General features: G+C 33.3%; 11 protein-coding genes. All 11 read right to left on the bottom strand.

All coding sequences use genetic code 11. The features are described from left to right. Positions 1–2: 2 nt before the first annotated feature. Positions 3–575: a class I SAM-dependent methyltransferase gene (locus tag GQ359_RS01640; protein ID WP_215387222.1), complete on the bottom strand. Its 573-nt coding sequence runs from the start codon at positions 573–575 to the stop codon at positions 3–5. Positions 576–582: 7 nt separating this feature from the next. Beyond that, complete coding sequence (locus tag GQ359_RS01635) at positions 583–2697, bottom strand: hypothetical protein (RefSeq protein ID WP_215387221.1); 2115 nt, start codon at positions 2695–2697, stop codon at positions 583–585. After that, positions 2694–3548 (bottom strand): SDR family oxidoreductase, encoded by an 855-nt coding sequence (locus tag GQ359_RS01630; protein WP_215387220.1) that lies wholly within the window; start codon positions 3546–3548, stop codon positions 2694–2696. Before GQ359_RS01630 ends, GQ359_RS01635 begins: the two co-directional genes overlap by 4 nt. 5 nt (positions 3549–3553) lie before the next feature. Beyond that, on the bottom strand, positions 3554–4921 hold the full coding sequence (locus GQ359_RS01625) for an O-antigen polymerase (RefSeq protein WP_215387219.1): 1368 nt from the start codon (positions 4919–4921) through the stop codon (positions 3554–3556). Continuing rightward, positions 4914–5948 carry a glycosyltransferase gene (locus tag GQ359_RS01620; protein WP_215387218.1) on the bottom strand — a complete coding sequence of 345 codons (1035 nt, stop codon included), beginning with the start codon at positions 5946–5948 and terminating at the stop codon, positions 4914–4916. The genes GQ359_RS01625 and GQ359_RS01620 overlap by 8 nt, the downstream gene beginning before the upstream one ends. Beyond that, positions 5948–7195: a UDP-N-acetyl-D-mannosamine dehydrogenase gene (wecC, locus tag GQ359_RS01615; RefSeq protein ID WP_215387217.1), complete on the bottom strand. Its 1248-nt coding sequence runs from the start codon at positions 7193–7195 to the stop codon at positions 5948–5950. Before wecC ends, GQ359_RS01620 begins: the two co-directional genes overlap by 1 nt. 83 nt (positions 7196–7278) lie before the next feature. After that, a complete protein-coding gene (wecB, locus tag GQ359_RS01610) occupies positions 7279–8460 on the bottom strand; it encodes a non-hydrolyzing UDP-N-acetylglucosamine 2-epimerase (protein WP_215387216.1) in 1182 nt (393 codons plus the stop codon). Then, positions 8457–9674: an O-antigen ligase family protein gene (locus tag GQ359_RS01605; protein ID WP_215387215.1), complete on the bottom strand. Its 1218-nt coding sequence runs from the start codon at positions 9672–9674 to the stop codon at positions 8457–8459. The genes wecB and GQ359_RS01605 overlap by 4 nt, the downstream gene beginning before the upstream one ends. Further along, the gene (locus GQ359_RS01600; RefSeq protein WP_215387214.1) at positions 9671–10813 is read right to left on the bottom strand and encodes a glycosyltransferase; all 1143 of its coding nucleotides are present in this window, start codon (positions 10811–10813) and stop codon (positions 9671–9673) included. Before GQ359_RS01600 ends, GQ359_RS01605 begins: the two co-directional genes overlap by 4 nt. Next, positions 10810–12957, bottom strand: a complete 2148-nt coding sequence (locus GQ359_RS01595) for a heparinase II/III family protein (RefSeq protein WP_215387213.1) — start codon at positions 12955–12957, stop codon at positions 10810–10812. Before GQ359_RS01595 ends, GQ359_RS01600 begins: the two co-directional genes overlap by 4 nt. Beyond that, a complete protein-coding gene (locus GQ359_RS01590; protein ID WP_215387212.1) occupies positions 12941–15091 on the bottom strand; it encodes a bi-domain-containing oxidoreductase in 2151 nt (716 codons plus the stop codon). Before GQ359_RS01590 ends, GQ359_RS01595 begins: the two co-directional genes overlap by 17 nt. Positions 15092–15121 lie beyond the last annotated feature (30 nt).

Genomic DNA, 15121 nt, shown 5'->3' with positions numbered 1-15121 from the left:
AATCAAATAGCCCTTAAACGTACAACTAATTTATTGTGCTTAAAAAGCTCGGAAAATATTCTTGGAAATGGGGTGTGCCAATGATCTATTACCTCGAAACCAGTTTGATTAGCGGCACTCTTAATTTCTTTTAGTGTTACATATCGCTTATGACCCACATCTGTGTAAGCCAAATAGCCCTTTAGATTTGGGACGATATTCATAAAAACCCCGCCAGCCTTAAGAATTCTTCTAGCATCCCTAAAAAGTGACAGCATTTCCTCCTCCTCTAGATGCTCTAAAACATCATGAGTAAAAGCATTATCAAAGCTACCATCGGGAAACGGAAGCGGTTTAGAAATATCGGCTAGAGATACCTTTGCTCCTATGCTTTTAAGGTATTCAACGCAATTAACATCAGCATCGACACAATAAAAATTAGGATTGATTTTTAATGAGAAACCCCAGCCGCATCCTATGTCGAGAGTTTTTTCAACATCCTTGAAAAGGCGCAAGTGATTAGATAAAAAGCGAACTCTAAGCTTTTCGCGGAATGGTGTTGTTCGAAGGGTATCGGGTTTATCTTGTAGTGACATTTGTGGATTATTTATTTGAATTTAAGGTTAAGGAGATAGGCGAAGATTGAGGAAAAGATGAAATATAGTAACCCCATAGATAGAATAAAAATATCCCAACATACAACTTATAGGGTCCAGAATTCTCAAAAACACACAGATGAATTGTGAATAGCAAAATTATTAATATGTAGTACCTACTTGTGCTATTGATAGAGTTGATTACAGAGAATATTATAAGTATAACAAAAGGAATCGAGGGAGCAATTCCATAATTAAGGATAATATCTTGAATTAGGTTATTTGAGTTAGCATAATAATTAGCAGTATTAATAACACCGCTTCCAAATAAAAGGTATATAAAATTCAAATCATAAACTTCATTAACATATAGAACATAAGTTAAATAAAAACAGAAAAAAATTGCCCATACTAAATATAAATATAATTTTTTAATGCTTCCATAAAATAGTATAATAAATTTAAATTTATATAAATTTAAAAAATGATCAATAAATAAAATAATAAAAGCTGATAATAAAATATAATATACTTGCAATGAAAGTATTAATGTTAAATTATCAAAAATAAAATTTAAAAATATTATTAATACTATAATAAAGTAAAAAAATATATCAATACTCGAAATATTCTTAGGCCCCCTTATATTACCAACAATCTCACCAAGTACCAATGCCAACGGCGGTAGCAAATATTTAGTGATAGTTAATAATTTTAATCCATCACCGTTAACCCCATAACTTCCAAAAAAATAACTGAGATAAATAGCTACAAAATAAATTGCAATACATACAAAAGATTTTCTAGCGTATTGAAAATTACCAATCACTGCAAGAAGGAAAATAATAAGAATGGATGATATTGGAAAATAATTAAATTTAGTATTTTGAATGTATGTGCTTGTTAGACTTAAAATTTCAACTTTAAAAAATATTGGAAGTACTATAAGACATAAAATTGGATAAAAACTGAATATATACTTTTTATTTATTGTTAAAGTGGATGATTTATAAAATACGTACATCAATACTGATTGGACTAATGAAAGTGCTGCTCCACCACCATTGCCAAAGATTAAAAACATGAGATTAATGGAGAATATTGTAGATATACTTACAAGTACATCTGCTCCGAATAGTGAATTATCTTTAGATACTATAAGCAACCTATTTCTATTTATTTGAGCATAATACATTACTACACTTGCTATACATGAGTAGCCCAATGCACTTATAAATAGATTATCTTTCCAGTTGTTAATTATTGGAAAAGTTCCAATGTTAGAAAATAAAACCAAAGAAGAGCCGAGCAATAGAAATAATGGTAATACGATTAGATGTAGTTTCTTATTAAAATATTTTTTGCCGGAAGCCAACTCATTTAGAGCCAAAGATGGAGCATAGGAGCTGGCAAATACTGCACCCAATAAGCCACCTATTGCAAATGCTGATAATAAATTACCTGCAGATTCCTTGCCAAATGTAGTTACAATTGACACCCTAAATATAAAAAGTGTTAGCCCAATTACTATGCTAGATCCAAAATGGGTTATATCATAATTTATAAATATACTTTTAGGTAAATAAAAATTAATAAATGAATTTTTAAATTTAATCCAAGAAAATACTATGACAGGGCTTATACACCATATTATCATTAAATAACGATAATTTGCACCAGTATAAATTAACAAAATTACAATACCTAATAATACTGATTGGATTACTAAAAAAATTATACCCTTGTAGTAGCTAGATTCACGCTCCATCTCAGATAAGAATAAATCAGCTATCCATTCCATAGATCTTCGAATTAAGATCAAATAAAATAGAAAGAAACTAAAATCTCCTATAGTTCCAACTAAAAAATACGATACACAAACTACGGGCACTAAAATATAAATACGTAGCATAAGAAGCTTATTAAAGGTATTTATGCTACCAGATAGAATTGTTACCCTTGAGTTAGAAGAAAATGCATACAGTAATCCGGAAATTGCCGCTTGCATAACTGATATTTCAGCTGCAAATATATCGTTACCTGAAAATGCAAATGTTATAACTAATACCGATAATGATAAAGAGTTAAACAAAAAACATAGAGGAAATACATGTTTTTTCATAACTTAGAAGCCAAAAACTCTTCTTTCATATCAATAATTAAATCATCCCAATTAGCTTGTGTGTACCCTGTAGCCTTATAATATTTATCAGAGGAATAACTTCTATCTATAATAAGACTTTCGTCGAATTTAATATCTATACCTAATTTATATATAGTATTTATTTTAGTTAGTAAATCAAATTTAGAAATTTTTTCACCACCAATATTATAAATTCCGCTTAAATTTGGATGCTTAAGAATTAATCTTTTAATATTATTAGCTAGTTCTAGAGTTGTGGTTCCAGAAAATAATGCATTGGAGTACCCAGAACAACGCTTTTGAGTTATAAACCAGTCTAATAAACCATAACTAGATGCTAACTCGTGACCAATAGTTGAGGTTCTTATTGTCAAGCCTTGAATTTCAGATGGCTCACCAAGGTATTTTGTAATACCATAAATGTCTATCGCATCACATTTTGAGCCCTCATCATAATTACCATCTTTTCCAGAAAAAACACAATCTGAACTAATGTGGATCAGTCTTGCATTACTCTTTTGTGCGCAAAATGCAAGCTTATGAGGAAATACCGCATTTAAGTAGCCAGACTCGAAGATAGAATTCGTCGATTCTTTGTGTTTAGTTAATCCAATACAATTAACAATAACGTGAATATTCTTTTTAATTAGCAAATCATAAATTAACTGTATATCAAATGCATCTACTGATTCAATATGATCATCGTTTTGAAAAAAAATAGAATTTCGTCTAACGGTTCCATAAGCTTTCAGCTCATTAGATTTTCTTAGCACTCTATATAGAGTTGAGCCAATTAGCCCGTTAGCCCCTAATACCAAAACATTTTTCATAATACCTACTTGATTCGATTAATAATTAATAACAAGCATATGTATGTTGCTGTAACCATTGCTACAGTTAATATTTGAAATCTCATTGCTGAACCAAATATAAGAATAAATAAAATAGCGCTTAGTAGTATATGTTTAAGATTTTTATTAATATCTTTTAATTTTATTATATTGAAAAAAATATATAAATACAGAATTAAAAATGATACTAGGCCAAATAATCCTAGGTCTCTGTATAAAATCATCCATCCGTTATCACATCCACTGCAAAACCTACCCTCAATGGATAGTTGTGAATTTGTGCTCATGGTTGTTGGAGAGTTTGTGCTCAAGTTATTGAGGATGTTTGTGGAGAAATACCCCGTAACATTACTTACCCCCTCATTATTTTGTAAAGTATTTAAGAGATAAGTAAATATATCGATTGGGGTATAGGCAAACCTATTAGATAAATAGTAAAAATTCTCAGAAATATTATTTCTATTTATCTTAAGTGGAAAATTATTATCAACGACAATAGATGCCAATAACGTGATAAGGTATAAGCCGTAAGGATAAAAATATAATAATTTAATTTTTTTATTTAATATAGCAATTATAGCCATTGAAACAAGGAAGTAAAGAAATACGCCCCTTGATCCTGAAATAAAAATACCAAATAATAGAGCAAAAGCAATTAGAGTTGTTTTATTATCAATATTTCTTTTATTGTCTGAAAAATAAATTACTGCTAGGTATGCTAAAACACAATAATATGAGAATAAGTTTGGGTTATAAAATAATGAACTACTTCTATACACATAATGATTGGCATCAACTTGTGTCTGTGCCCATGCCTTATCAATCCAAACTTCATATATACCTAAACAAATTACTATCAACAAAAAAAATATTATTGAATTCTTAATAATCTCTTTATTAATTAAATTAAAATTTACTCCGCTGTTAATTCTACTTGGTATAAAGACTATCCATACAAATAGACATAGAGTTAAATAATACTGTATCGCCAACCTATCTAAACTTCCTAAATTAATGTGTTGATATATAAGACCACTCAGCATAAAAATATTGATTAATATAAAATATTTTGATGATTTTTTATTCCAACCTAACTGAAACTCAATTTTTACTAGTAATACTCCGATCATTATCAGTTGAAGTACTTTGGATACAATACCAGATCCGAGTATTCTCATTTGATATATTTCATCTATTGAATAAGAACTAAGAATGACTGGAATATATAGATAAAAATAATGTAAAATAAAGTAGCCAGCGAAAACTAGCAATGAATTTATAACATTACTTTTATAAATTAAGTATATTGATAGTATAATTAATAAAATATTTATTAGTTCTAGTTTATTCAATTATATAATCCAAAAATTCTTTTGTAGAATGTATTTCATTAAGCTTATTAGGTATACCTAAACATCTTTCTACTGCTCTTGATATCGACTTTGCAGAACTCGGGTCAAACGTTTGAGTTGGATTTATGATGTCCCTTACATAATCAACTTCTGGAGCTAAGATCTCTAGTCCATAATCGCTGGCCTCCAGCAGTGGCAAACCTAGTGACTCCACAAATGAGGGATAGATAAGCACTTGTGATGTGTTATATAGGTGAGATAATTCCATTGCATTAATATTACCCATATTTTTTATGTCTAAATCATATTGTTCTTTAGTATCATTAATATATTTAGAAATTACAGGGTAAATAGCTTCATCAATAGTCAGTGTTAGGCAGCATTTAATACCCCTCGAAGCCAATATTTTCCACGCCTCAATTAGATTTTTATGATTCTTATGCAAGTCTCCTGAAGCAATGTAAATGAAAGTTTTCTCGCCAGTATCATTTTTTTCTCTTTGAAAGCCATTTACCATTCGATTAGTTTTAAACCCCATTACTTCTATATGAGCTTTACATCCAATTTTTTTTTGCAACTCTTCTTTCATTGTTTCTGTTTGAACAATGAACTCATGATTATCCTTAGAAAAATATTGCAACCATTTGGTTTCAACATAAGATTTTATAACGCCTCTTGCACTACGTTCTCGTGGATAATCTGAATTCAGAATTAATCTATTTTGAAAAAATATAACTACCCTACGTTTTATATTTAATAATGGCGGTAAGTTTCCTAAGATAATAATCTGATTGTAATTTTTAGACAATTTCCACAATAAAAACTCTGAATAAAATCTACTTAATATTTTGGGCTTAATAATAATTAATTTGGATTCTTTTATTTTTTCTGTATTTATTTTATTTCTAGCATCCACAATAAATACGCAGTTCTTATATGACCCGCTATTAATTATGTCGTCAAAAATATACTTACCCCCTCCCCTATTAATATTTGGAGCGAAGAAAATTAAATTCTCATACGCCATCACATCAGTAACCCGCAGAAATCTAATATATTTTTATATTCATACCTTTTTATCATTGAGAAAAATTCTTTGTGCCTTACAAGTGCAACAATGATATCGGCATCTTCAAATGCATTTTCTCTATTATCAAGATAAATATTTAAACCAGCAAATTCAGTCGGAATTTTATTTATGTTGGGTTCACTCAATATAATTGTTACATCTGTATTCAAGGCCAATTTTAAGGCAATTTCCATTGCTGGACTTTCCCTTAGATCCGCTACATTTGGCTTAAATGCTAGTCCCATAATACCTATCCTCAATACTTTAGGTTTAATATTATTTATTTCATTTAATATTTTTTTGTATACCCATTCAGTTTTATTGTGATTAACTTCTCTTGCTAGTTTTATTATTTTTGCACGAGTTGGGTCTGACTCAACTATGAACCACGGATCAATTGCTATGCAGTGCCCGCCAACACCTACTCCTGGTTCTAAAATTTTCACTCTTGGATGCTTGTTGGATAATCGTATCAACTCAGTTACATTAATTTTCAAGTCATCACATATCATTGAAATTTCATTTGCAAATGCAATATTTATATCTCTATAGCTATTTTCAGTTAATTTTGCTAACTCCGCTGTCTTTGAGTCTGTTATGTGAATCTCACCGTCCACAAATATTTTATAGAGTTCTTTAGCTTTTTTGGAACATGCATTTGTTATTCCGCCTACTATCCTATCATTTAGAGATAATTCCTCCATAATCCTACCCGGCAATACTCTTTCAGGACAATACGCTATATTAATATCAGCATTGGAATTATCCTCAATTAAAATTTTTAAATCTGGTCTTTTTTTAGCTAAAGCATCCCTTATTCTTAAGGTCGTACCGACTGGAGAAGTTGATTCGAGTATTATTAAATTTCCTAACTTTATTAGTGGCGTGATTGATTCAACTGCTTTATCTACGTAAGAAAGGTCGGCCTTAAAATCACTACCTATGGGAGTAGGTACCGCTATAATATAAACATCTGATTCAATTGGGCGATCAAAGGCTTTTAAATTTCCTGAATTAATTTGATTATTTAATTCTAAAATTAGTCCCGGCTCATCTATATGTGGTGTTCCGCTATTAATTAGATTTACCACCTCACTATTTATATCGACACCACTAACATTGCACCCTTTTGATGCAAACATTACTGCTGTTGGTAATCCAATATAGCCAAGACCAATTACGCATATTTTTTTCTTTGTAATCATAAATTTTCTTTTAAAACAGCTTTAGTATTTAAATACTTTTGCAAATTGGTTTAAGCCACTCAAAGATGTTTCAATATTTATTTTTAAAAATTCTCTTCTCGATATTTACTGTTGACTTGCTTATGATGAATTTTTTCAAAATACTTGACTAAAGATTCGAGTATTTTAGCAGACGCAAACCCATCTCCGTACGGATTACTTACCTGAGACATTCGTATTCTTTCCTGCTCATTAGTAATTAGGTTTTCCACTTCTCTTAAAATATTTTGATCACTGAGTCCAACCAATTTTGCACAGCCAGCTCTAACAGCCTCTGGCCTTTCGGTAGTCTCTCTAAATACCAAAACTGGTTTACCTAATGCAGGCGCCTCCTCTTGTATGCCACCAGAATCTGTTAGTATTAATGTTGAACTCTGCATCAAATAAATAAATGCCATATAGTTTTGAGGGCCAATTAGATGAACATTTTTCTGCTCGCCAAGATATTTTTTTACGGAAATTTGAACTGCAGGATTCATGTGCATTGCATAAACAATATCTAAGCAAGGATATCTTTTGGCTATTATTGATAAAGCTTTGCTCACACCATCCAGCCCCTCCCCAATATTTTCTCGTCTATGGCCAGTAACCAGTAACATTTTCCGACTACTTTTAATGAAACTAAATTTATTGGCCATCTCCAATACAAGGCTTGGATTGCTTTGCAACTTCATTACAGCAATATTTAGTGCATCAATTACTGTATTTCCCGTCAATATAATTGAGCTTGGATTAACACCCTCAATCACTAGATTATCAAAAGACTCCAGTGTTGGCGCAAAGTGTAGCGCATTTAGTGCAGTGTTTACACGCCTGTTTCCCTCTTCTGGCCATGGCGAAAAGAGATCTTTGGTTCTTAGGCCAGCTTCTACGTGTCCAGTTGGTATTCTTGCATAGAATGAAGCTAATGAAGCGGCCATTGATGTCGTTGTGTCACCATGGACCAGGCAAATATCTGGTGAAAAACCTTCCATAATAGGTTTTAAGCCAATAAGTATATTCGATGTTAACTCCGACAAATCTTGACCTTGACGCATTACTTTTAAATCATAATCACCTTTGAGTTCAAAAACTTCCAAGACCTGATCCAGCATCTCTCGGTGCTGCCCCGTCAAACATATCCTTGTTTCAAACCTAACATCATTACGTAGCGCCATACAAAGAGGCGCCATTTTAACGGCCTCTGGTCTAGTCCCGAAAATAACAAGGACTTTAATCTTCTTCATGCGCTAACAGTCATCTTATTTTTTTGTTCATTTAGATAAAAAGCAAGTAGCATTAAAAACAATGAAAAAACTTTTTGTTCATCCACTAAAGAATTAATAAAGAAAGCCATGAATCCCGGTAAAAATAAAGTGAAAGATGCAGAAAATCTATTGAATAAAAAAAATATTATTGCAAAAAGCGCTATGAAACCATATCGATAAAGGATACCAATAACATCAGAATGAGGAAAATATAACTCATTATTCATATATAACGAATAGCCCCGACCAAATGGCAAAGGTAGATAATAATCTATGCCTTGAAGCCATATGCTAAAACGATGCCCTCCATTTGCGTATGATCCATCGCTAGACAATAGCCTAATATATGCTTTTTTCAAAACTATACTATCCGCATTAAGATAAAAATAAAGGAGGAATATAGCAATACTTGATCCTATTATTAAAAAAAATGGGGCTATTCTTGGAAAAATGTAATTAATACTGTAGTTGCCAGCATTATAAAAGTATGTAAATAATAATATCACTGGAAAAATTAGCATGGCTCCTCGGCTTTGGCCAATAAATATAATCATCATTCCAAGGGCGGATAAAATTACAAACCAAGTTGGTCTATCTTTTAATGCAATAAGAGCAGGTGCTACTGCTATCAGAAAAAAATATGATGAAGTATTAGGGTCAGAGAAAAGATAAGCAAACCTATAGTGAACCAATACAATTTCTTGCTCTGTAACAAGAGGGCCATAAAAATTCCTCATCATTTCCAAGGTGCTAATTGGATCCAAGATAAATAGATGCGCTAAAACTCCAATTATTAAAATATATAAATAAAGTGGGAGCCTATAATTAATGTTAAATTTAGTTGAAATCCATTTTACTGAGAAAAAATAGGCGAATGTTGTAATTAATTGGCAGGCTCTTTTAACATTATTAGTTGCATACTGATTATACGGAAATATAATTAGTGAAGCTAATAAACTTATAATAACACTAACTAAAATTATTATAAACAAATAATAATAATAATCTTTCTTAGATTTCAATATTATAATCAGGCTTGAGACTACAATAAGGGGTAAACTATACGGAACAATAAAATATTTAAAGTAAGGTAATATAGTGATATCTATTAATGAAAAATATACTAAAAATTTCATTAGCCATTCATTACTTAAATATTTTTCTGGAAAAGAGATATTTTTTGCAATACTCAATTTATCACTCCGTTAATTGCATCTTTTAATTTATCCATCTCAGATTTGTGGGGATTATCAAGCAAGAATTTTCTAATTGCATGTTTATATTCATTAGAAAATGATATTTTTTTGATATATTCAGCAATTTTTAGAGGGGTATTTTTATCTTTAATAGGTAACAACTCTCCAATCTTATATTTTCTTAGAATAGATACTATTGGCTCCTGCGAAGTTGAGATAATCGGAAGCCCAGATTGAGCATATTCATATATCTTATTTGGGGCGCAATATATATTATTCCTACCGACCATAGAATAGCTTAAAAATCCAATATCCCCTTGCCTTAATAAATCCGGGATATGATTATGTGGTACTGGCCCAAGTAATCTCAAGCGCTTACCAATGATGTCCTGACTATGAGATAACTTAATTAAACTCTCACTTGGCCCACCACCAATCAATATGCACTTATATCTCATAGGCAAATATTTTAGCGAGTTAATTAGATCGCCGATTCCACGGTCTAGGTTGATATCCCCCATATATATAATATGAATATCTTCTTGATACTCATGTTCTAGCTTTTCATAAAGCCTAAAAACTAATTTATCACTTAATGTTTGCTTTGGCATTGGTGGAATATTTCTAACTACAAGTGGGATTTTCTTCAATTCATAATGCTCCCCCATAATATTGGCACGCTCTTGATTTGCTGCTATTACTAGATCCGCTGATTTAATAAATCTACTCTCAAGAAAATAAAAGAAGTTATCTCGCTTAGATATTCTCTCACCTTGATTTGGTATGATCAATTCATGAGCATCGTACACCAAATACGCATTAGTCATAAATGCAGCTAACCATGCTGGAAAAATTAAATAGTAATCATGCGCGTAGATAATACTTGGCCTTAATTTTATGGCCTGAAAAATAAAATTTACCCAAAAAAAAATTTGTTTTAATGCTTGAATTTTAATTTTTGGCGATAAAACTCTCATCACATCGAATGCATCCGGGTTAAAGCAATCGCTAGAGAAATCCTGTGCAGGGCATATGACCTTGATATTACAGATTTCAGCCAAGGCATTAGCCGAGCGTTTTACTCTACCATCATATTCAATGGGGTTGTATACAGCCATCAATAAAGATATGCTCATTGATGACCGTAACCAGGGCTAAATGGAATATTCACAAACGGTGAAAATAGTGATTCATTAGGCGCATACCATGATTCATCTAGTCTATAGTAATCAGTCACAGCCAATCGATCGTCATACAACTCAACTTTCCTCATTACTTCACCACCATCCACCGAAGAAATTCCAAAAAAAAATTTTTCAGAGACCTTAATGCATTTACCAAAATAATGTCTAGGTGGTGAAAAAGGAGGTGAATTAGAGTCACCAGAGTAAAGCTGACTTTTCTTGGTCTGCGTGTATGGTGCTACATGAGTTGCGGAGGATCGGTATAAGTTTCTAAGATGTCTTGAAGGGGTGTAAACATATGTACCGGGATCTCTTGAAATACTTTTCCCATCTATCATTATCTCCAATGAAAGCTGATCTTCATGTGCGTGGCAACCGCTAGAGTCCCACTTCGCATAACCGCAACGTATAGATAAATATATGCGCTTCGACTTAAATATATACAAGCCAAAATCTTGATATGCATATAACTCTAACCCATTCAAGAATTCAGCTCCATCGATGAGAAGCTCACTTGCGACTTTATGCGTCGATCTTTCTATAAACCGATCAATAAAATAGGTGGGCTTATCTCCATCAAATGTAGGCATGAAACTCAAACGGGGATTATTCCATTCCATTGAGTAACGATTCTTGGGGCAATTTTGAAGAATGGAGGCTCCAAAAATTTCATAGGATTTATCAATATAAGATGAAGTAAATGCATCAATAATCCGTGTTGGCAATATCGGCAACAATAAACCGATCCATCCCAATGCTCCATTAAAGTTTTTATGAAGGCTTAATATACCCTCAAAATCCTTCAAAAAATAGCTACCCAAGAGCCCGATAAATCTTCCGCTATCGTTATCACCTATTTGAGGAAGATGGCCATTTGGCTTTAATACATCAGCTATAAAATGAATTCCACTTAAAAATTTATCATGAAAATCGTTGCTAAAAATACTTCCTGATAAATAATAATTTGACTTGAGTTTTATGTATGTATCTTTTCTTAATCCAGCACCCGACCAAAATCTAACTTCGGCGCTATCAAAAATGATTTCCAGTCTCTTAGTGGGTATGGATTCGGAAAATAAAATAGCCACTGCAATCATTTCCATGCAAAAACTATGGTAACAAGTAGACGCCTCAAAATGCCCGCCATCATGTAAGAATTGTCTTTCCATTTCAATCATGATTTCTTGGGTTGAATACATGATCCATGCATTTGTCTCGTCAGAACTGGGAAGGTATATTGAAGTAACAAGTAATCCAGCTATATTTGCAAGGTAGTGGTTGCCTCGCATTACCTCCGACCACTCCAAGTTTGCAGAAATATGCTTTGCATGAGAATAAATGGATGCAGTGAGGATTTTTTCTACTTCGATGGAAGGTCTATATCCAGAAGACCTTAAAATATCGATTGCAATCAGAATATTAACCACTCGAATTGAAACATCCATTGTGCAAGCCCAATTAACGCCATATCTAGGCGGATTTGCTGAGATCCAATCTAAAGTCTGATCAATAATTTCAATTGCCCACTTATCCTCTCGTTTATCTGCATAAGTGGCGGCCAATAATGGTAAATGCTGAAGTCGGGAAAGCTCCCAAGGGACTTTGATGTCTACCCCTTTCAACTTTTCATAGCTAATATTTCTATACCATTTGTTCTCACTCCATCGATAACCAGACTTAAAATCAACCTGCCAATCAATCGGAATATATCTTGGTGATATATGGGAGCGAATGTTACGAATTTTTAACCCATCTTTGCCCAACCAGGATTTACTAAATAATGGACCTGGATCGTAGCGTACATCAAGAAAACCCGCACAACTCATTCCATAAGAAACTTGAACCCAATCGGAGCCCAATAGATCAAAATAGTGATTTAAGTATTTATTTGCAACTACCCAATCCGCTTTTGAAAGCTTAAAGTCAATAGGATTTTGAAGTACAAAGTTTATTGAATTATTTTCAATATTTAGAAAATAAAATTTTCCAAATATTGCGTCAAATATTCTTACCCCCAACCTACTTAAATTGGATCTGCATCGACGTTTATTTCTACTTAAAAAAATATTGATAGTGTCTTTAGTTTTGATTCCCACCAAGAATCGCCTTTTCAATATTTAATGCAATTTCCGCTGATTCTATTTGAATACAAATATCCGATAGGGATATTCCGCCATCAATTGCATCTGCAAAGGCTATCAACTCCTCTTTTAGCCCTTTTTCTTGCAAAGGTGTTTTAAATGAGAAGTCTTTCCCACCATATGTATTAAAAGATCTGTAGTCACTTAAAACTGCAACTTTGCCATCACAATATATCTCAGCCTGCTCCTTAGGTAGTCCTGGGTGGCCCATAGCGGTATATATTAAATTAGCTAATGAACCATCAGCGAATTTCAGTGTCGCAATGAAATTATCATTTCTTTGATAAAAGCTGCCCTTGGGCGATATTGAATGAGCACTCCACTCAACCATCTTTGATCTTGATAGAAATAAAAATAAATCATATACATGACATGCCTCACCAAGATTTCGGCCACCGCCCTCATCTCCATGAACCCAATTTTCCCCAGGAATGTATCCCGCATTCATTCTATAATTTATTATGAATGGATTCTTTCGCCCATCCAAAAATTCTTGCATTTTTATTGCATATATTGAGTGGCGTCTATTGTAACCAGTCATCATCACTGGAAATTTCTCTTCTCGCGAAACTTCAGCATAAAAACTCTTAATCTGGTCCAGTTCAGCCTGATTTATTGCAAGCGGTTTTTCGACTAGTACATTTTTACCTTTTTTAAGTGCTGCAATTACTATTTCAGCATGTAAATTATGTCTCGTGGAGATAATTACTGAGTCTACCTCCTCATCGGCAATGATATTCTCATAAGAAGTTGAAGAATACTTAGCGCCAAACTCTTTTGCCAGACTAGAAGCTATATGGCCATTCCTTGACGCTATCGCTTTTAATGTAAACCTTTGTGGGAGCTTGTTTAAATTTGGCAAATGGGCAGATTTAGCAAATGATCCAGCCCCAATTAGAGCGACATTAATTGGGCTAACAGTCTGGCTTCTCCGAGATTTAACCTCCTCCAATCTTGTGGAATAATCGCTTTCCTTTGGATACTCCAGTAAAACCAGCAATTTTTGTGGGCTACCTAGGTTCAAATTAGCATATGCATGCTCAGAATCTGTAAACGGATAAATCTTAGTAATCAGCGGAGTAATATTAACTCTGCCCTCTGAAATTAGATTTATATACTCCCCCATATTTCGATTTTCTGTCCATCGAACATAGCCTATCGGGTAGTCTAGCCCCAATTCCTCATATTTAGCATCGTATCGTCCAGGGCCATAAGAAGTTGAAATTAAAAAATCGATTTCCTTTTTATAGAAATCATCTCGATTAAGATTCAACCCAACATCGCCTACGAGTACAACCCTCCCCTTTTTCCTAGTGACCTTGAATGCATTGGCAACTACATCATCTGACTCTGTAGCGGCCGTAATAATTACACCATCTGCACCAACTCCATCAGTTAGAATAGCAACCTCTTCCAAACCCTCGGAATCAAGGGCACATATCCCAACATTAGCTCCCAAAGTTTTTGCTAACTCTACCCTTCCAGCATCTACGTCCATCGCTATTACACGACACCCATTTGCCTTCAATATCTGTACCGTTAATTGACCCAGTATTCCCAAGCCAATTACTACGAATGTTTCACCAAGTTGGGGTTGGGAGCGCCTAATTCCTTGCAGTGCAATAGCCCCTAGTGTCACTGTTGAAGCATCCCTTAGAGACACCTTATCTGGAAGAGTTACGCAAAGATTTCTTGGAACTCTTATATATTCAGAATGATACGCATATCGCGATCCTGCGCAAGCAACTCTATCACCAGGGGTAACATCTAAAATACCTCTCCCCACACTCATTACAACTCCAGACGCCGAATACCCAGTTGGGCTACTCGCACTTTGAGTCCTCTTGATCAATTGCCATGTCTTAGCAACACCTATAGAACTTGCTAATTTCAGAGTCGCAACAGCTTTTTCTGGTTTATTGAGTGCCTTTCGCCAAATGGGTATACCGCTAGATTTAATACTACCCATCTCCGTGCCTATTGATAAGCAAGAGGTATCCACTTTAACAAGGATTTCTCCAGGCCCTGCTTGAGGTGCTGGCACCTCCTCCAGGATAGCCTGCCCTTTTGAAATTAAAATTTGCTTCACAACCGAACCCTTAAGATAAATTTAGCCACA

This window comes from Polynucleobacter sp. AM-7D1 (genome assembly GCF_018688455.1).
Lineage (GTDB): Bacteria > Pseudomonadota > Gammaproteobacteria > Burkholderiales > Burkholderiaceae > Polynucleobacter.
The sequence above is the reverse complement of the archived record's forward strand: the minus strand, read 5'-3'. Positions and strand labels throughout refer to the sequence as shown.

Excerpts from the sequence above, each read along its gene's own strand:
- GQ359_RS01640 (WP_215387222.1), bottom strand. The coding sequence starts at position 575 with ATGTCACTACAAGATAAACCCGATACCCTTCGAACAACACCATTCCGC.
- GQ359_RS01635 (WP_215387221.1), bottom strand. The coding sequence starts at position 2,697 with ATGAAAAAACATGTATTTCCTCTATGTTTTTTGTTTAACTCTTTATCA.
- GQ359_RS01630 (WP_215387220.1), bottom strand. The coding sequence starts at position 3,548 with ATGAAAAATGTTTTGGTATTAGGGGCTAACGGGCTAATTGGCTCAACT.
- GQ359_RS01620 (WP_215387218.1), bottom strand. The coding sequence starts at position 5,948 with ATGGCGTATGAGAATTTAATTTTCTTCGCTCCAAATATTAATAGGGGA.
- wecC (WP_215387217.1), bottom strand. The coding sequence starts at position 7,195 with ATGATTACAAAGAAAAAAATATGCGTAATTGGTCTTGGCTATATTGGA.
- wecB (WP_215387216.1), bottom strand. The coding sequence starts at position 8,460 with ATGAAGAAGATTAAAGTCCTTGTTATTTTCGGGACTAGACCAGAGGCC.
- GQ359_RS01600 (WP_215387214.1), bottom strand. The coding sequence starts at position 10,813 with ATGAGCATATCTTTATTGATGGCTGTATACAACCCCATTGAATATGAT.